At 41.7% G+C, this 17,448-nt stretch carries 16 protein-coding genes; 5 read left to right on the forward strand and 11 right to left on the reverse strand.

Going from position 1 to position 17,448, the window contains the following annotated elements; translation table 11 throughout:
* Positions 1-205: 205 nt before the first annotated feature.
* Both AK823_RS07335 and yghU read right to left on the reverse strand, forming a co-directional pair.
* Positions 206-1,426, reverse strand: coding sequence for a DUF1176 domain-containing protein (locus tag AK823_RS07335; protein WP_068327851.1), 1,221 nt, complete (start codon positions 1,424-1,426; stop codon positions 206-208).
* Positions 1,427-1,716: 290 nt separating this feature from the next.
* Positions 1,717-2,571 (reverse strand): glutathione-dependent disulfide-bond oxidoreductase, encoded by an 855-nt coding sequence (gene yghU, locus AK823_RS07340; protein WP_068327854.1) that lies wholly within the window; start codon positions 2,569-2,571, stop codon positions 1,717-1,719.
* A gap of 343 nt (positions 2,572-2,914) precedes the next feature.
* Here yghU and AK823_RS07345 point away from each other — a divergent pair, with 343 nt between their 5' ends.
* Positions 2,915-4,291: a DHA2 family efflux MFS transporter permease subunit gene (locus tag AK823_RS07345; RefSeq protein WP_068327856.1), complete on the forward strand. Its 1,377-nt coding sequence runs from the start codon at positions 2,915-2,917 to the stop codon at positions 4,289-4,291.
* A 179-nt stretch (positions 4,292-4,470) separates the two neighbouring features.
* Here AK823_RS07345 and bfr (AK823_RS07350) read toward each other — a convergent pair whose 3' ends face one another.
* The 3 genes from bfr (AK823_RS07350) to AK823_RS07360 form a co-directional block, all read right to left on the reverse strand.
* Positions 4,471-4,953, reverse strand: a complete 483-nt coding sequence (bfr, locus tag AK823_RS07350; protein ID WP_068327858.1) for a bacterioferritin — start codon at positions 4,951-4,953, stop codon at positions 4,471-4,473.
* Between the two features lie 70 nt (positions 4,954-5,023).
* Positions 5,024-5,512 carry a bacterioferritin gene (gene bfr, locus AK823_RS07355; RefSeq protein WP_068327861.1) on the reverse strand — a complete coding sequence of 163 codons (489 nt, stop codon included), beginning with the start codon at positions 5,510-5,512 and terminating at the stop codon, positions 5,024-5,026.
* 407 nt (positions 5,513-5,919) lie between these two features.
* Positions 5,920-6,111 carry a (2Fe-2S)-binding protein gene (locus tag AK823_RS07360; RefSeq protein ID WP_068035918.1) on the reverse strand — a complete coding sequence of 64 codons (192 nt, stop codon included), beginning with the start codon at positions 6,109-6,111 and terminating at the stop codon, positions 5,920-5,922.
* A gap of 622 nt (positions 6,112-6,733) precedes the next feature.
* Here AK823_RS07360 and AK823_RS07365 point away from each other — a divergent pair.
* A complete protein-coding gene (locus tag AK823_RS07365; protein WP_068035920.1) occupies positions 6,734-7,045 on the forward strand; it encodes a metalloregulator ArsR/SmtB family transcription factor in 312 nt (103 codons plus the stop codon).
* 90 nt (positions 7,046-7,135) lie between these two features.
* Here the strand turns inward: AK823_RS07365 and cysA are convergent, their stop codons facing one another.
* From cysA to AK823_RS07390, 5 genes are all read right to left on the reverse strand, one after another.
* Complete coding sequence (gene cysA, locus AK823_RS07370) at positions 7,136-7,858, reverse strand: sulfate ABC transporter ATP-binding protein (protein ID WP_082785668.1); 723 nt, start codon at positions 7,856-7,858, stop codon at positions 7,136-7,138.
* Between the two features lie 30 nt (positions 7,859-7,888).
* Entirely contained in the window at positions 7,889-8,827 is a 939-nt protein-coding gene (cysW, locus tag AK823_RS07375; RefSeq protein WP_068327864.1) for a sulfate ABC transporter permease subunit CysW, read from the reverse strand.
* Between the two features lies 1 nt (position 8,828).
* Entirely contained in the window at positions 8,829-9,713 is an 885-nt protein-coding gene (gene cysT, locus AK823_RS07380) for a sulfate ABC transporter permease subunit CysT (protein ID WP_068035926.1), read from the reverse strand.
* Positions 9,714-9,971: 258 nt separating this feature from the next.
* Positions 9,972-11,075 (reverse strand): sulfate ABC transporter substrate-binding protein, encoded by a 1,104-nt coding sequence (locus tag AK823_RS07385; protein ID WP_068039166.1) that lies wholly within the window; start codon positions 11,073-11,075, stop codon positions 9,972-9,974.
* A 297-nt stretch (positions 11,076-11,372) separates the two neighbouring features.
* Positions 11,373-12,512, reverse strand: coding sequence for a sulfate ABC transporter substrate-binding protein (locus AK823_RS07390; RefSeq protein ID WP_082785669.1), 1,140 nt, complete (start codon positions 12,510-12,512; stop codon positions 11,373-11,375).
* Between the two features lie 344 nt (positions 12,513-12,856).
* On the opposite strand from AK823_RS07390, the gene AK823_RS07395 reads away from it, so the two are divergent.
* Positions 12,857-13,375 (forward strand): hypothetical protein, encoded by a 519-nt coding sequence (locus AK823_RS07395; RefSeq protein ID WP_068035927.1) that lies wholly within the window; start codon positions 12,857-12,859, stop codon positions 13,373-13,375.
* A 267-nt stretch (positions 13,376-13,642) separates the two neighbouring features.
* Here the strand turns inward: AK823_RS07395 and sat are convergent, their stop codons facing one another.
* Entirely contained in the window at positions 13,643-14,896 is a 1,254-nt protein-coding gene (sat, locus tag AK823_RS07400; protein ID WP_068327866.1) for a sulfate adenylyltransferase, read from the reverse strand.
* Between the two features lie 258 nt (positions 14,897-15,154).
* Here sat and AK823_RS07405 point away from each other — a divergent pair, with 258 nt between their 5' ends.
* Both AK823_RS07405 and AK823_RS07410 read left to right on the forward strand, forming a co-directional pair.
* Positions 15,155-16,846: a nitrite/sulfite reductase gene (locus AK823_RS07405; protein ID WP_068035931.1), complete on the forward strand. Its 1,692-nt coding sequence runs from the start codon at positions 15,155-15,157 to the stop codon at positions 16,844-16,846.
* Entirely contained in the window at positions 16,839-17,441 is a 603-nt protein-coding gene (locus tag AK823_RS07410) for a DUF934 domain-containing protein (protein ID WP_068327868.1), read from the forward strand. Before AK823_RS07405 ends, AK823_RS07410 begins: the two co-directional genes overlap by 8 nt.
* Positions 17,442-17,448 lie beyond the last annotated feature (7 nt).

Raw genomic sequence — 17,448 nt, forward strand, 5'->3', positions numbered from 1 at the left:
TTACTTACGGTCAATCCTAGACCCAAAATCGCAGGCGATGTTATCAATCTCATAATTCACGAAAGTCTAAGCTAACGTGGCGACGCAGTATAGCATAATGAATCCGCTATCAGTACTTATTTTTTAGTTTTTTATCAAAAGAACAGTATCTGTAGGTCAAAAATAAGTTTTTGAACCTATAAAACTTTGAACCTATAAAATTAAGCTATCGTGATTTATTTACTTCAGATACATAGGTTGGTAGCTGCCATGCACCGCCTATTTCAATCATGCGACACATTCCTGTGCTACTTTCATGGCTTTTTACAAAACTTTTACCTGTCCATATCCAGTCAGTTTTGTATAAACAGTCACCAATACCGCGTCCTTTTTGAACTGAACTTATTTTACCACTATCATAGTTGGTCGCCTCGGTAGTCACCAACACCGGATTATAAGGTTTGGTGTCGTTTATTACCCACATCCCAGTTCCTGCATTGTAGGCACCCATCCAGCAGTTATGCTGTACTAGCAGCTGTGATCCATTTAAACGGTTGATACGCCAAGAAGACTTATCCATCAAATTTGGGCAATCAGTATTCACGTCTGGTATCGTATCTTTCATCAACGCTGACAGCTGTGATGTTTTCATGCTAAATTTTTTCTTACTGTTTGAGGTGGCTTTTGCATTTGGCACGACTAAGCGAAGCTGCGGTGCTGCTTTAGGTGCTAATACGCTACTATTAGATTTGCTAGCACCATCGGCGCTAATAAAGGCACTTGATGTTCCCACTCGCCCTTGTGCTTCATCTGCTTTTAGCATGACAGCCGTTGCACCTTTGTCAGACAACTCCCAGCGCGAATTACGCATTACAAGCTCAATCTTACTAGACTTGGTTAATGCTTCAAGCAGAGCTGCAACCTGTGTCGAAGTTAAGTCCGCATCGCCAGCTACCGTTGAGAATGGCTTGGTTTCCCCCAAGTCTTTATCATCAATAAACAGTGACATACGATGACGACTACCCAGCTGTAGCAAGGCTTTCGTAGAGCTCTCTTTAGCACCGCCAAGTTTGATTTTCCCAACTACGTTGGCATCACTGCCAGCACGACGAACTAATAATACAGACACAGGGAAATCGCTGTTGTTTTCAGCTTGGTAGCCTGCCAGCCGACAAGTGCGCGTATTGTCACACGCCACTTGCCAATCCTGATGAGTTAGTTCAGTGGCGCTACTTATTGGACTTATTGCGATGGCGCTAGCGGCTACGAATGCCGACAATACTATTTTATTTTTAGCAAAAATACTTTTTAAAGATGTGCTGTTTATCGCTTTATCACGAGAAATATCAAGCATCCAAGCCAGTTTATTGTTGTTGTTATTAAACTTAGCACTACTATTGCCCGCAGACATAGATGACTGCCTAGGCTCATTATGTAAACCTTTCATAACTCTCACTCATCAATAGAGGAAATATAAACACTGAATCCTAATGACTACAGCGACTCGTCATCTTAACCCATCGACGTTTCTGTCTGTTGTACTAATGTATCATTATGTAAATAAACAAGCAAACAACTTTCAAACGGCTATGACATTTAGTTTGAATGATCTCCATAAAAATGGCTGCTTAGCGCAATGCTAAACAGCCTTTCAACTTTTATTATAAATAGCTATCGCAAAAAGCTATTAAGAAAATTCTAATCAAATAAAATACACGTTAAAAAATTGCCATGAATTCAAGAAATTGGTTGTAATGGTAAGTCGACAGCCCTTTTCACTGCAGGGCGTTCAGCAATTAATTTTGCCCAACGTTGCACATGTGGATAGCTATCGACTTGTAAAAACTCAGCAGCATCATAGAGTTTGCCTAATACGAGCTGGCCGTACCAAGACCAAATAAGCATGTCTGCTATGTTGTAATCTTTTTCGTCATTGCCGCACATATATACTCGGTTTTTTAAATGGCTATCAAGTACGTCAAGCTGACGTTTGGTCTCCATCGTATAACGGTTGATTGGGTACTCCATTGGTTCGGGAGCATAAGCATAAAAATGTCCAAAGCCGCCACCTAAGAAAGGCGCACTACCCATTTGCCACATTACCCAAGAAAGACATTCTGCCCGCGCTGCTCCTTGTTCCATTGGCACAAATTTGCCAAACTTTTCGGCTAAGTACATTAAAATAGCCCCGGACTCAAAAATAGCGATAGGCTCGCCAGCATCGTTATTAGAATGATCAACCAAGGCTGGTATTTTGGAGTTGGGGTTCATAGCGACAAAGTCAGAGCCAAACTGATCACCTGCAGAGATATCAATCTTATAGGCATCATATTCGGCACCCTTTATATTAAGCTCAGCCAACTCTTCTAAGATTATATTTACTTTGACACCATTTGGCGTATTTAATGAGTACAGCTGGAACGGTGCATTACCCACTGGTAGGTTTTGTTCATGACGCACGCCTGCTGTCGGGCGATTAGTGCTAGCAAACTTACCACCGTTGTCTTTATCCTGCACCCAAACTTTTGGCGGTACATATTTATCGTTTTGCTTATTAGAATGATTGCTAGATTTATTATTATCTTGACTCATAACATGTCCTTAGTTTGTATTTATCGACTCATATTTATAGCATTATCATACTTTTACTAACGTTGCTTACTTATATTTTTTGCTTAAGTAGCTAGTGAAGCTTTACTATAGCGGGAACTAGCCTCTATATTAAAGCTCTCTCTTGTAAGCAACATCTTGCTTTAAACGGCACTATTTACACGCTTATAGTCATTAGGTTTTATGAGTTGGCTAATGATAAACCGTTACCTTGAATCACTTTTATTATCATCTGCTCTTTCTTATACTACTCGGCTTGCATAGCGAACTGGTTGCAAACAAATCATTTTGCTTATTTTATACTGGGATATCTAATGAGATTGACATGGTAACGCTGACCCCGACGCAAGAGAAATACCTACCGTATGTACTGGCAGTAGCGTTATTCATGCAAATCTTAGACGCTACCATCTTAAATACTTCATTGCCGCAAATGGCCCAAGCGCTGGGTGAATCGCCTCTAAAAATGCAATGGGCCGTTATCAGTTATGCGCTTACTCTAGCTATCTTTATCCCTATCAGTGGCTTCTTAGCGGACAAATATGGGACGCGTCGAATATTCTTATCGGCCATTATCATTTTTTGTATCGGCTCGCTATTGTGTGCGGCCTCGCCTACTTTAGACGTTTTGATTGGATCTCGAATTGTACAAGGTATCGGCGGTGCAATGATGACCCCGGTTGCTCGCTTAATTTTAGTCAAATCCTATCCACGTAATAAGCTATTGACGGTAATGAACTTTGCTGTCATACCCGCGTTAGTAGCGCCCTTAGTCGGACCACTACTGGGTGGTTACATAGTACAATACGCTAGCTGGCACTGGATATTTTTGATTAACATTCCTATGGGCATGGTCGGCTTTGTATTAGCCAAAAAGCTTGTACCTGCACTCTTTGAAGATACCAAACGTCTAGATTGGACAGGTTTTTTATTGTTTGCTGCAGCAGCATGCGGGTTTACACTTGCTGTCGAGTTTGGATCACAAACCGATCGTGGGCTCTATGGTTTACTGATGGCTCTAGTCTCAACCCTACTGATAGGTGCCTATATTTGGCATGCGAAACGTAAAGAGTCACCGATATTTCCTTTGAGCTTGTTTAGCATCCGCACCTTTCGTATTGGTATTACTGGTAACTTGTTCACGCGCCTCGGTATCAGCGCTGTACCATTTTTACTACCTCTGCTGCTACAAGTAGTGTTTGAATATTCTCCTTCACAGGCAGGATGGTTGCTTGCGCCTATCGCAGTTGGTGCGATAGGTATCAAGCCATGGGTCAGTAAAATCATTCAGCGTTATAGCTACCGTACTGTATTGGTTTACAATACCTTCTTAATGGGCACGCTAATTATCATCTTGGCGCAGTTCAGCGACTCATCACAGTGGCCATGGTTTATACCGGTTTTGACACTAATGGGTGCAAGTAATTCAATGCAATTTAGTGCCATGAATACTATTACGATTGGTGATTTACAGGGTGCGCAGACTAGTAGCGGCAATAGTCTCATGGCAGTAAACCAGCAATTGGCAATCAGTTTTGGCATTGCCTTTGGGGCAGCAGTTCTCAATTTATTAAGAGAGCGGTTAGAGCTTGATATCTTGATGGCATTTCAGACGACTTACTGGGTGCTAGGGATTCTAACGATACTTTCAGGGTTGTATTTTTTACGACTCAAATTTGAAGATGGTCGAGGCTTATATTAAGAATAGACTCGTTACAGCAGAGTCAGATCAAAACGTGATAATCCTCTAAACACAAAAAAGCCAACATACTTTATAAAAAATATGCTGGCAAGTTTGATTAAACTGGCACAATCAAATGCATCTAGCTTCTTAGTTTAAAGGCAGGTTTGTTTTAATGCATTTTCTGACCCTATAGCGCTCTAAGGTGTTGCATCGTCATCCATTTGTGACTGGATATAGTTTTGCACACCAACCGCTTTAATTAAGTCTTCTTGGGTCTCGAGCCAATCCTCATATTCTTCGTTGCCCTCTTTGAGCGTTACTAATAACTGGCGTGACACGTAATCGCGATGCGTCTCGCATAGTGCAATAGCATCAGTAATGATGTCAAATTTTTGCTTTTCTAAACGTAGATTACAGTCAATAATCTCTGGTACGTCTTCGCCAATAAGGATTTTGCCCAAATCTTGTAGATTTGGTAATCCACCTAACAACAAAATTCGTGCAATCAAATCATCCGACCACTTCATCTCAGCAATTGACTGCTTATAAAATGCATCGTTTAGCGCTTCAAGCCCCCAATGACGTGCTACACGAGCATGCAAGAAATACTGATTGATCGCGATAAGTGATTGACCAAGCACCTTATTTAATGAGCGAATAACCTCTTTATCACCTTTCATAATCTCTCTCCCTTTTATATCGCTTATAGAATCAATCTTCGTTGTTGACTAACTATCAGTTTTATTATAATTAGGCAAGATTGGGTGATACTTCGGCCATTTGACTCTGGAGGTAATTTGGTAGACTAATCATATCGATGAGACGTAACTGCTGCTCTAGCCAATGCGCATGATCTTCCTCAGTATCCTTGAGTTGCTCAACCAGCATATCGCGAGTGACGTAATCACGCTCTTCTTCACACATAGCAATACCATTTTTGAGATGCTCTTGAACTTGATACTCTAAATCAAGATCAAACTGCAGCATTTCTGGCACCGTCTGACCGATGTGGATATTATCAACAGACATTTTCGGTGTCCCGCTCAGCATTAAGATACGGCGAATAATCGCTTGTGCATGCAGAGTTTCATCTTCCATCTCATGATGAATACGCTCATACAGCTTGCCATAATGCCATTCAGCATACATCTCTGAATGAATAAAATATTGGTCACGAGCGGCCAACTCACCGCCTAATAAAAAATTTAAATAATCAATAACTTTTTGGCTGCCTATCATAACATCTACTCCTATTTTTAAACTTATATAGCTTTTTACTTACCTTAAACCCACACTTTTAACACAATAATGATAGTTTTTTTGAACTACTTAGTAATATTTATATTTAAGGGGCTTCTGACAATGTCTTACAGATATAGTAGCATACACGCAAAACGTGACTTGTAACGTTGTGAACTAAGAATAAAATGCCAGTTGAGAATAATAATTAAATAGACTTATTTAATTATTAGATAAGGAAAGAAAGTTGAGTAAAAAGGTTGCTATTCATCATAGGAACTACTACAAATCATGGAAAAATCACCATTCATATACCTCTTATATTGTATAAATGCGAGATTTCTTCAATATAACTATCACTAACCAAACACATGCTATATTCATTTATGGCATGACAATTGCAATATTTAAACTGCATAAGCCAGTAATTCAAGCTTAGCATGATGCTCGTTTAGATAGTCATTGACCATAGGTTCACAGCATCCACAACAAGTAGCAACATCAAGGGAATCTTTCAAACCCTCAAGGGTATCGATTCCTGAAGCAATAGCTGCTTGAATTTGCTTCTCTTTTACATCGTTACAGATACATACGTACATTTAGTTGCTCCTATCTTTATAACTGGTTGATACTCTTTATAATAACGATAACTATTACCATTTACAATGATTGTTGCAATAATTGTCAGTCTTATGTGCTTAACTTAAAGATATTAACCTATCTATTTTTAATACAAAAAAACAAGTTCGCAAAGATCATAATATAAAAGAATATATTTATATATCCGTAAATATGCATATATTTGTGATAAACGGTGTTAAAATGGCGACAAACGGATGAATAAAGAATATTTTTATATAACTTGATGTATTTATTGTGTTATTATTGATTTCAGTTGTTATAATGTTTTTTATTGTCTACTTATTATATTATATTTGTGTAGATATGTGAACAAATAGCAGATGTTCGACAGTGGCTCAATAGGACAATTATTGGCTGAAAGCCACAAAGGTCGTCCCTACAAAATTAACGAAATAACATTAACGAAACTACGCTTTGTCTTGTTTACTGGATGAATGCTTTTTACTGAATTGATTAGATAATAAGTTATCAGGTGCTATTAGATAATGGATTATCTATTTTACTAACTACTTAACTGTTCTCTTATTAGGATGATTAAAATTCATAAGTAAGCGTGACAATATATTTGGAATATACTCTATGTCTGACAATACTTTTGCTATGCAGCCTCTTGACTTATTTAAAGTACTATCTGATCCGACTCGTTTGAAGTTGTTTCAGATTCTATTTAACAAAGAGTCACGTTGCGTATGTGAATTGGTAGATTTGCTTGACCAGCCGCAACCGACCGTATCGCGTCACCTGAATCATTTAAAGAAGCTGGGAATTCTTAGCTGTTCGCGCGAAGGTACATGGATGTGGTATGAGGTAGCAGATGACTTACCAGAATGGTGCCAAGATATTTTAGAGATTACTTACAAGACTCTGATGAACCAGCCAGAAATTAGTTAACAGCTTAGCTTTATACTATTCTTTGCGCATAAAAAGAGACCTACATTAATTTAATGCAGGTCTCTTTTTATGTTTGAGTAATACGTCTGATTACACCAAATCTAAGAAATCACTAACAAAGGCATTAGCTGGATGATGGATTAGCTCTTCTGATGTCCCTACCTGCTCTACATGACCATGATTCATTACCACAATCTCATCTGACACTGCACGTGCTTCTTCTTGATCATGAGTCACCATGATGCTAGTAATACCCAAATCGTGATGAATATCTTTTAGCCAAGTACGTAGCTCTTTACGTACCTTGGCATCAAGCGCACCAAACGGCTCGTCAAGTAATAATAATTTAGGCTTTACTGCAAGTGCCCGTGCCAGCGCAATCCTCTGACGCTGACCGCCTGATAACTGGTGCGGATAGGCATTTGCCAGTTGTGGCAATTGCACCAAGTCTAATAGCTCTGCGACGCGCTTATTGATATCGGCCTTACTAGGTCGTTCGTTCTTTGGCAATAAAGTCAGTCCAAATGCTATATTGTCAGCGATATTTTTGTGTCGAAATAGCGCATAGTGTTGAAACATAAAACCAATATGGCGTTTTTGCACAGGCGTATTAGTCACATCCAGCTCATCAAATAATATTTGTCCCGAGTCCGCATATTCAAGACCCGCGATAATACGCAGTAAGGTCGTTTTACCGCAGCCTGACGGACCAAGCAAAGTAGTCAGCTTACCAGTCGGTACAGTGATATTAATGTTGTCTAAAGCGGTAAAGTTACCAAAATTTTTATTAACGTTACGAATCTCGATGCTCATATCTGTATCTCTTTTATGATTCTTTTTATATTAGGCTTTGTTGTTGTCGACACTACTTATCACAGTCGCATTGGCACTAACCGGTAGTTCAGGCGCGCTAACCAACCTTTCGGACTTGGCAAATTTACGCTCCTGTAGCTTAGTCATCACTTGTTGTATCAGCAGCGTCACTAAAGCAAGTGCAGCAAGTAAGCTTGATAACGCAAAGGCGGCAGTGAAGTTATAATCGTTATAAGCAACCTCAACCAATAGCGGCATAGTATTGGTCTCACCGCGAATATGACCCGATACCACACTCACAGCACCAAACTCGCCCATTGCTCGGGCATTAGTCAAAATCAAACCATAAAGCAATGCCCATTTGATATTTGGTAATGTTACATGCCAAAAAGTCTGCCAGCCAGTGGCGCCCAATGTAAGCGCTGCTTGCTCCTCAGAGTCGCCTTGCGTTTGCATCAGCGGTATCAGCTCACGTGCCACGAATGGAAAAGTGACAAATAATGTCGCTAATACAATACCAGGAACAGCATAAATGACCTGAAAGCCCATACTCTCAAGCCAGCCACCAACGGTAGAATTGAGTCCGAATAGCAATACAAACATCAAACCTGCAACGACCGGTGACACTGAAAAAGGTAAATCAAGCAAAGTGGTGACCAGCTGCTTACCTTTAAATTGATAACGGGTGACTAACCATGCAATTGCGATGCCCATCACCATATTGATTGGTAATACGATACCAGCAGTAATTAGCGTGAGCTTAATAGCTTGTAAGGCTTCTGGATCGACAAGCGATGCTATATACAACTGCCAGCCATCCTTGAAAGCTTCATAAAATACAGCTAGTAGTGGCACGACCAGCATGATCACCATGAACAAGACGGCAATAGCGATAAAGGTACGTCGTATCCATGGAGTATCTTTGGTTGCAGGATTGCTTTGATAATCATAACTATTAGCTATTTGCATCTTAGCGAGCTCCTACACGGCGCGACAGTTTCCACTGTACGATATTAATGGTCAATAAAATCACAAATGAAATCAACAGCATAAATAATGCCACTGCCGAAGCGCCTTGAATATCAAATTGCTCAAGCTTACTGATAATAATAAGCGGTAAAATCTCAGATTGCATTGGAATATTACCCGCGATAAAAATCACCGAACCATACTCACCAGTAGCACGAGCAAACATCATACCTGCACCCATCAGTAGTGCCGGTAGCAGTTCTGGTAAAATAACTTTGCGAAAGGTAGTAAAGCGATTCGCGCCTAATACCGCAGCAGCCTCTTCAAATTCAACTGACAACTCTGCTAATACTGGCTGCACGGCACGGACAATAAACGGAAAACTAACCACGACTAAGGCGAGCCAAATACCTATAGGTGTAAAAGCTACCTGTATGTCGAACTTCTCAAACCATTGACCAATTAGACCATTAGGTGCATAAAGAGTAGCAAGAGAAATACCTGTCACTGCGGTCGGTAGTGCAAATGGCAAATCTACTAAGGCATTAATCATTGACTTGCCCCAAAATTCATAACGTACCAACACCCACGCAACTAGCGTACCAAATACCATATTGGTCAACATCGCCAAGAAGGACATCCATAGGCTCAGCTTAATGGCAGCAGTTACTTGTGGCTGAGTAATAGTCTCCCAAAACCCAGTCCAGCCCATTTGTGTCGTAGTATAAGCCATCATTGCAAATGGAAGTACCACCAATAGTGATAAGCTAAAGACGGTAATGCCCATGCTCAGACCAAAACCTGGCAGCACATTGCGTTGACGCAAACGTGTCAGCCAACCTTTTTTATTAAGGGGTTTACTGGCAGAAGGTGTTTTTGCACTCATATTGATGTCCTATTGTCTAACTAATAGTACTTAGCGATAGTACTTAGTGACAGTACTTAGCAATGGCACTTATCGTAACGACCACGTTATATCGAATCTATTATTAGTCTGCTTACGGTATAAAGGACATAGCGCGGGCGGCCATGTCCTTTATATGATTGAACGCTAATCGACGAATTGCTTTGTTAGAAGCTACTGTACTTTCTAAGTCATACTTTTTAGCTAAGTAGCAGTTTTTTACAATGCCGTACTAGCTAGCTACTGTGGCGCATTAATGGCTAGCTGATCGAATACCCCACCATCGCTGAAGTAAGTACCCATGATCTCATCCCATGTGCCAAATGCATCGTTAGGGCGGAAAGTTTCAACTGGTGGTAATTTGTCACCGTTTTTATCAAGGACGCTTTTCACACTAGGACGTAAATAGAGGTCTGCGGCCAATTGCTGAGCTGGCTCGCTCCATAAATAATCAAGATATGCTTTTGCCGCGTCAGTCGTGCCTTTTTTGTCAGTAACAGACTTAACGATCGCAACAGGGCTTTCTGATTTGATAGAGTATTTGGGATAAACGATATCAACTTGACCAGCACCAAAGTCAGTAGCGGCAAGGTTAGCTTCGTTTTCAAAGGTTACCAAGACATCGCCGATACCGCGCTGTACGAAAGTCGTCGTCGCTGCACGTCCGCCATTCTCGTAGACTTTGACATTCTTAAGCATGTCTTTTACGTAATTTTTGGCAGGAGTCTCTTCATTATTAAAGGCATGTAAACCATAACCATAAGCCCCTAAAAATGCATAGCGGCCATTACCGGTCACTTTTGGGTTGGCCATGACAATCTCAACGCCGTCTTTGGTTAAATCTTCCCAATCATTAATGCCTTTGGGATTGTCTTTACGTACTAAGAATACGATGGTGCTGGTAAAAGGTACGGCGTTATCAGGGAATTTGCTTTCCCAATCTGCTTCAACCAAGCCTTTTTTCTCAAGCAGCTCGATATCTGAGCCTTGGTTCATAGTAGCGACATCTGCTTGCAGACCGTTGGCAACAGACAATGCCTGTTTACTTGAGCCACCATGTGACTGCTTAATTAGGATATTACTGTTTGGATTTTCAGCTTTATAATGCTCAACGAACAACGGGTTATAGCCTTTATAAAAATCACGTGCTACATCATAAGAGACGTTTAGCAGCTCAATATCCTGACCCTCTGTGGTCGCTGCGGTGCCATCAGCATTAGTAGTAGTGTCTGCCTGCTCATTATTACTACAGCCAGCGATTCCAAGTGTGAGGGCAACGCCTGCGATACTTAAGACGCTAAGCGCTTTATTTTTATGTTGATAGCCTGCCGCGTAAGATGTCATAAATGCCTCAAAGATGTTTGTTATGTAATGCAAGTATGCTAACAGTGCCAGCTTATTATGTTTAATGACTAATATGCGTATGTTATTGCCAAAATGGAATAACATACGCATCTAGTAAATCCACAAATATTTTAATTATTAGGACTTGCTGTGATAGATAACTATAAAGCCAAAGCTATCAATTACTTAGGTTTCATATGCTAGCAGGCACGCTGCACATTTTATAAATATGGAGCGCAATAATTCTCCAGCTGGCTATTCATATGACACTTTATAACTGTTTTATAATGGTGAGGCTTACTGCTCTGCCCGTGCCAACTGATCAAAAACTCCGCCATCGACAAAGAATTTATCCATAATTTGCTCCCATGACCCAAAGACGGCTATTGGCTCAAAAGTATTGATATCAGGTAGGGTATCTTTATGCGCGGAGAGGACGGCTTTATCACTGGGACGTAGATACATCTGCGCCATTAATTCCTGTGCAGGCTTATCCCATAAACCTTTTAGGTAAGTGTTTGCTGCATCTGCATTACCATTTTTTTCAGTAACGGTATTGACCACAGCGACTGGATTATTGATGGTAATAGAGTAGCTTGGATAAATAAGCTCAGTCTGCCCTTTAGCGTATTTTTTGGTGACTAAATGCGCCTCATTTTCCGTAGTAATCAGTACATCCCCTAGCCCGCGCTGGGTAAAGCTGGTCGTTGCGGCACGTGCGCCATTGTCATAAGTAACCACGTTTGCCAGTACCTTTTTAATAAAGTCATCAGTCTTAGCTGGACTTTGTACGCTTTCTTTAAATTGATGCAGTCCATAGCCATATGCTCCTAAAAAGGCATAGCGAGCGGTACCACTTGTTTTTGGGTTTGGCATTACTACATCAACATCATTACGCGCTAGATCTTGCCAATCTTGAATATTTTTTGGATTACCATCGCGCACCAATAACACCATGGTACTGGTATAAGGGACGGCATTGTTTGGTAATGCTTGCTGCCAATTAGTGCCCACCAAGCCTTTTTCGACCAGTAAATTCATGTCAGTCGCTTGGTTTAGGGTCACCACATCCGCTTGTAAGCCATTAGCGACAGATAGCGCTTGTTTGCTGGAGCCACCGTGCGACTGGTTGATGTTCACTTTACTGTTTGGATGTTTAACCTGATAAGCACTACTAAATAGCGTATTGTATTCTTTATAAAAATCGCGTGACACATCATAAGAGACATTCAAAAGGCTAATGTTTTTCGCATCGCCTGCTGATTTTTCTGCATCGTTTTGAGTCGCCTGTGTCGGGCTACAGCCTGTCATTAATATCAGCGCTGTAAATACGCTACCTATCATTAAAGTACGCGGCAGCATATTTTTCTGAGCGCGCGTGACATTATGTTTGCTACGAGACGATAAGGTGTTGATAGTTTCGGTAATCAGTTGCATGGTAGTTCTCTGCAGAATTGGAGAATTGAATGAAGGTTTATTTTTATTAAAGTATTAAGTGGAGCAGATATAGATAAGAATTATGTGAGGATTGAAGCTATGCTAGCAGCTTGTTTGTTGAGCGCTTAGTGACAATTAGGCTTATCGAGTGATGAACTTGGCATAAGTAAGCGGTTTAACGGTTCTATAGTAGGTAAGTTTACGTAACGTTTATCCTATAAGGCAATGAGAGAGTTCTGTTATAGACTGTGGCATACTCTAATTATCAAGCGCAAACTATTAAGCGCACAGTCACGGCCTACCATATGTCGTCTACCATCTATTAATACCAAGGAGTCCCCTCTATGATTAACTACCAACGCCAGCGCTCATTATTTTCTGTTGCAGCACTGTTTTTTGCTACCACTGCCTTCGCTACCGTAACGGGTTGTAGCTACAGTAATGATGCACATGCTGAACGCGTAGCGAAGAGTGCTACCGTTATTCAAACGCCTGCTGTACAAAAGGTCGTTGGTGATTATGCTTCTTCAGGTTATGACAAACGGGCGCAAGGTAATGATTGGGTGGGAGTTATGGTACGGGCAGATGACAGCGACCAGATTAATATCAAAGTACGCGCTCGTAGCGATGTTAAAAAACCAACCTGCCATTTTGATGGTCAGGCGACTTTGATGGGTCAAGATAAAGCGCACGGCGTTATCTTTCAAACGACCGTTAATGACAGTATGGCTTTTTTTCAATTTAAAGATGGTCAGCTAACTATTGATAGTCAAGATAAGTACGCACTGAATCAATTTTGTTCTGGTGGCGGTACGCTAGTTGGCGACTATAAGAAGCTTTCGAGTAATTTAGAGCTAACCTAAACGCATTATTTTTAAATGTTTGGTCTTCAGGTATAAAAAAATCATGCATAAAAAAAGTGGTAGATTTTGGGTCTACCACCTTTTTTATACACACTCTTTTTTATATATAGTCGATACTAAATAAAATAGATACACTGCATGAATTCGCTAGACTGGTACAAATTTTTCTTGCGTGCTGTGCCTGCGCAGACAGAGGCTGCAAAAAATTTATCCCAGTCTCGCTGTATCTTTTTTATTTTGCAATTTTATCAACGATAAAAATACTACCTATACCGCAGATGCACCAGTCAATTTGACCTCAGCACGTTCCTCTTTTGCGATACCCGCATAGTAATTGCGTAAAATCTCTAGCACCTCAGGACGGCTAAAGTTCTCTGGTACTTCCTCATCTTCTGATAGCGCTTTACGCAGCTTGGTACCTGATACTTTGACATGCTCAGATGCTTCATGCGGGCACGTTTTATCTGAAGCCATGGCATTACAAGCATTACACCAAAACGTCCAGCCAATTTTTAGCGGTTGAGTAATGAGATCGTCTTTACCGACATATTCAAAGATAGTTTGCGCGTCAAACGCACCATAATAATCACCAACACCGGCATGGTCACGTCCAACAATCAGATGGCTACAACCATAATTTTGACGGAATACGGCATGCAATAGCGCCTCACGTGGTCCGGCATAACGCATATCGAGCGGATAGCCTGCCTGAATAACAGTATCTTGTCTAAAGTAATTATCAATCAAGGTTTTGATGGCTTCTTGACGCACGTCAGCTGGGATATCACCTGGCTTTAATGCCCCTAGCAATGAATGAATCAACACTCCATCGCAGATTTCAATGGCAATCTTGGCAAGGTATTCGTGTGAGCGGTGCATTGGATTACGCGTTTGGAAGGCGGCGACTGTTTTCCACCCTTTAGCGTCCAAAATCTCACGTGTCTCAGCAGGGGTTTTATAAATCTCTGGATATAAGGTTGGGAACTCGCCTTCGCTTAGCACTTCGACGCTACCTGCAATGTTTACTTCACCTTGGTTTAGTACTTGCTGTACGCCCGGATGTTCGCTATCAGTGGTGGTAAAGACTTGCTGACACTCATGTTCTTTATCGATGGTATAAGTCTCTTCTACCGTCAAGATGCCCATAATCTCACCATCTTGGGCGACTAACGCGACTTTATCACCTTGGTTTAGGCTGTCGGCAGTCGCTTTAGGCGCTGACAAAGTGATGGGAATCGGCCAAAACAAGCCAGTATTATCACCACTTTGCAGACGCATGTTATCAACGACTCCTTGCCAATCCGCTTGGTTCATAAAACCATTCAATGGGGTAAAACCGCCAATACCCAACATAATCAAATCGCCACGCTCACGTGAGCTCAGAGTAATCGTCGGTAAGGTGCTGGCAAGTTTCAACGCTTGCTTGCGAGCATCACCTGTTAATAGTAACGGCTTAAGATCGCTGCTACCGTGCGGCGGAACAAGTTTTGATGATTGTTGATTATGGGCTGTAGATGTCATATTGATTTAGAGCCTTTATAGGTAGGGATGAAATAAGTAGTAATAAATTTGATAAACATAGGCTACCTAACTTTCTTTATGAAAATTTATGCTGTGTTTGGATATGGATATGACTTAAAGGAATTTATGTTTAAAGGCGTAAACTTATATGATAGTGAAATTACATTGTTTGCACCGCGATTAGCCATAAGATTTATCACACACGCAAATCATTTTCGTTGCTGCTTTTAAGACTAAAAACAAAATTGAGATTACGTCATGTATCAATATAATTACGCTGACCAGACCTTGGTAGAGGAACGAGTCGCCCAATTTCGCGACCAAACCGAGCGGTTTTTGGCAGGCGAGCTGCCAGAAGAGCAATTTTTGCCGCTGCGTTTGCAGAACGGCCTCTATATCCAACGTTATGCGCCAATGTTGCGTATTGCCATTCCTTATGGGTTACTTGCCAGCTATCAATTGCGTAAATTGGCTGAAATTACCCGTAAATATGACAAAGGCTACGGGCACTTTACTACCCGTACCAATATTCAGCTAAATTGGCCAAAGCTAGAAGATGTGCCAGACATCTTGGCGGAGCTGGCCTCGGTACAGATGCACTCAATACAAACTTCTGGTAACTGTATTCGTAATACCACGACTGATCCTTATGCCGGTATTCATCAAAATGAGATTGCCGATCCACGTCCCTACTGCGAAATTATTCGCCAGTGGTCGACTTTTCATCCTGAGTTTGCTTTTTTACCACGTAAATTTAAGATTGCTGTGATCGGCACCGATGAGGACCGCGCAGCGACGCAAGTGCATGATGTTGGTCTGCACCTTAAGAAAAATGAAGATGGTGAGCTTGGCTTTGAAGTCTTGGTCGGCGGCGGTCTCGGTCGTATTCCAGTCCTTGGTAAAGTGATCAATAAGTTTTTGCCACGTCAGCATCTGCTTAGCTATTTAGACGCCATCTTGCGTGTCTATAATCTACATGGTCGCCGTGATAAAGGTAGCAAGTACAAATCACGAATTAAAATCTTGGTCGATACCTTAGGCGGCCCTGCGTTTGCTAAATTGGTCGATGCCGAATGGGAAGCGCATACCAAAGACGGGCCACTGACGCTGACGGATGCAAACTTTGAGACTGCTACCAGCTTCTTTAGTGAGCCTGATTATGTAGCCTTTGATGCGCTACAAGCACAGTCCGATCTACAGCAGCAATTAAGCGCTGATAAAGACTTTGCCAATTGGTATAACCAAAATACCGTGGCACATAAAGTTGCCGGTTATCGGGCGGTGGTAATTTCTCTCAAAGCAGGCTTGGTCGATGGCAAGTATGTACCATCTGGTGATGTCAGCGAATCGCAGATGGATGCGCTTGCTGACCTTTCTGACAAGTATAGCTTTGGTGAGCTGCGCGGCACGTATCAGCAAAATCTGGTATTCGCTGACGTGCAAACCAACCAGTTGTACGAGCTATGGCAACAGCTGGCTAAGCTACATTTAGCTCGCGCCAATATCAATACTTTAACCGACATGATCGTCTGCCCTGGTTGGGATTACTGCTCGCTAGCCAATGCCACCACGCACAACATCGCCGAACAAATCGAGAAGCAGTTTAGCGATCTTGATTACCTGTATGATCTTGGCGATATCCGCCTGAATATGTCCGGCTGTATCAATGCCTGCGCGCACCATCATACCGGTGATATCGGTATCTTAGGTGTCGATAAAAAGGGTGAAAACTGGTATCAAATCAGCCTCGGCGGCAACTCGAGTAATGATGCCAAGCTTGGCAAAATACTAGGCCGTTCCGTACCTACTGAAGCGGTTGCTGATACCATTCAAAAGATCGTTGACGTTTATGTCGATCTGCGTGCTACCACCGATAATGATGTTGAAAGCTTTGGCGAATTGGTCGAGCGCGTCGGCATTGATCCCTTTAAGGAGAAGGTCTATGGCTAATCACCACATTTTGGATAGTCACGGCGTCGATATTAGCCATAAAGATAGCTGGCATGCGTTAACCACTGATACGTTACCAGATGGTATTGCCTCGATAGACCTCACGTTACTTGAGCTGCTGCAAAGACAGGAAAAACCTGACGTCCTAGTACCACTCGCTGATTTATTGGACGGTTCAGGGGCGCTGGCAAGTGGTTTGGTCAAAGAGGTGTATGAGCTGATCGTTCAGCATAGTAGCCGTCTTGGATTATGGGTGACCGCTGATACGGATGCGAATGCATTGACCGCGCTCAAGGAGCTATTATTAAAGCAGGCACTCATCGTCATTCATGTCCCCAAATTCGCTGATGGACGCAACTTTAGCTTCGCTCAAACGCTACGTCAAATGGGCTATCAAGGTGAGATTCGTGTCGCTGGTGAGTTTGGTCGTGATCAAATTGCTTATCTATTACGCGTAGGTGTTGACAGCTTTGTGCTCAGTGAGCATGACATGCAACCAGACTCTAAGTTTAGTATTGACCAAGCGTTTACTGCCCTTGCTAGCAGTTATGACGGTCGCAACGCCGCTGACTTACCGATGTTTGCGGGTGCTTAGTTTTTGT

It is taken from the genome of Psychrobacter sp. P2G3 (assembly GCF_001593285.1).
Lineage (GTDB): Bacteria > Pseudomonadota > Gammaproteobacteria > Pseudomonadales > Moraxellaceae > Psychrobacter.

Bases quoted from the DNA above. Each gene is read 5' to 3' on its own strand.
- yghU (WP_068327854.1), bottom strand. From the start codon at position 2,571: ATGAGTCAAGATAATAATAAATCTAGCAATCATTCTAATAAGCAAAAC.
- AK823_RS07345 (WP_068327856.1), top strand. From the start codon at position 2,915: ATGGTAACGCTGACCCCGACGCAAGAGAAATACCTACCGTATGTACTG.
- AK823_RS07390 (WP_082785669.1), bottom strand. From the start codon at position 12,512: ATGCAACTGATTACCGAAACTATCAACACCTTATCGTCTCGTAGCAAA.
- AK823_RS07395 (WP_068035927.1), top strand. From the start codon at position 12,857: ATGATTAACTACCAACGCCAGCGCTCATTATTTTCTGTTGCAGCACTG.
- AK823_RS07335 (WP_068327851.1), bottom strand. From the start codon at position 1,426: ATGAAAGGTTTACATAATGAGCCTAGGCAGTCATCTATGTCTGCGGGC.
- cysA (WP_082785668.1), bottom strand. From the start codon at position 7,858: ATGAGCATCGAGATTCGTAACGTTAATAAAAATTTTGGTAACTTTACC.
- sat (WP_068327866.1), bottom strand. From the start codon at position 14,896: ATGACATCTACAGCCCATAATCAACAATCATCAAAACTTGTTCCGCCG.
- bfr (WP_068327861.1), bottom strand. From the start codon at position 5,512: ATGATAGGCAGCCAAAAAGTTATTGATTATTTAAATTTTTTATTAGGC.
- AK823_RS07405 (WP_068035931.1), top strand. From the start codon at position 15,155: ATGTATCAATATAATTACGCTGACCAGACCTTGGTAGAGGAACGAGTC.
- cysW (WP_068327864.1), bottom strand. From the start codon at position 8,827: ATGCAAATAGCTAATAGTTATGATTATCAAAGCAATCCTGCAACCAAA.
- AK823_RS07360 (WP_068035918.1), bottom strand. From the start codon at position 6,111: ATGTACGTATGTATCTGTAACGATGTAAAAGAGAAGCAAATTCAAGCA.
- bfr (WP_068327858.1), bottom strand. From the start codon at position 4,953: ATGAAAGGTGATAAAGAGGTTATTCGCTCATTAAATAAGGTGCTTGGT.
- AK823_RS07385 (WP_068039166.1), bottom strand. From the start codon at position 11,075: ATGACATCTTACGCGGCAGGCTATCAACATAAAAATAAAGCGCTTAGC.
- AK823_RS07365 (WP_068035920.1), top strand. From the start codon at position 6,734: ATGTCTGACAATACTTTTGCTATGCAGCCTCTTGACTTATTTAAAGTA.
- AK823_RS07410 (WP_068327868.1), top strand. From the start codon at position 16,839: ATGGCTAATCACCACATTTTGGATAGTCACGGCGTCGATATTAGCCAT.
- cysT (WP_068035926.1), bottom strand. From the start codon at position 9,713: ATGAGTGCAAAAACACCTTCTGCCAGTAAACCCCTTAATAAAAAAGGT.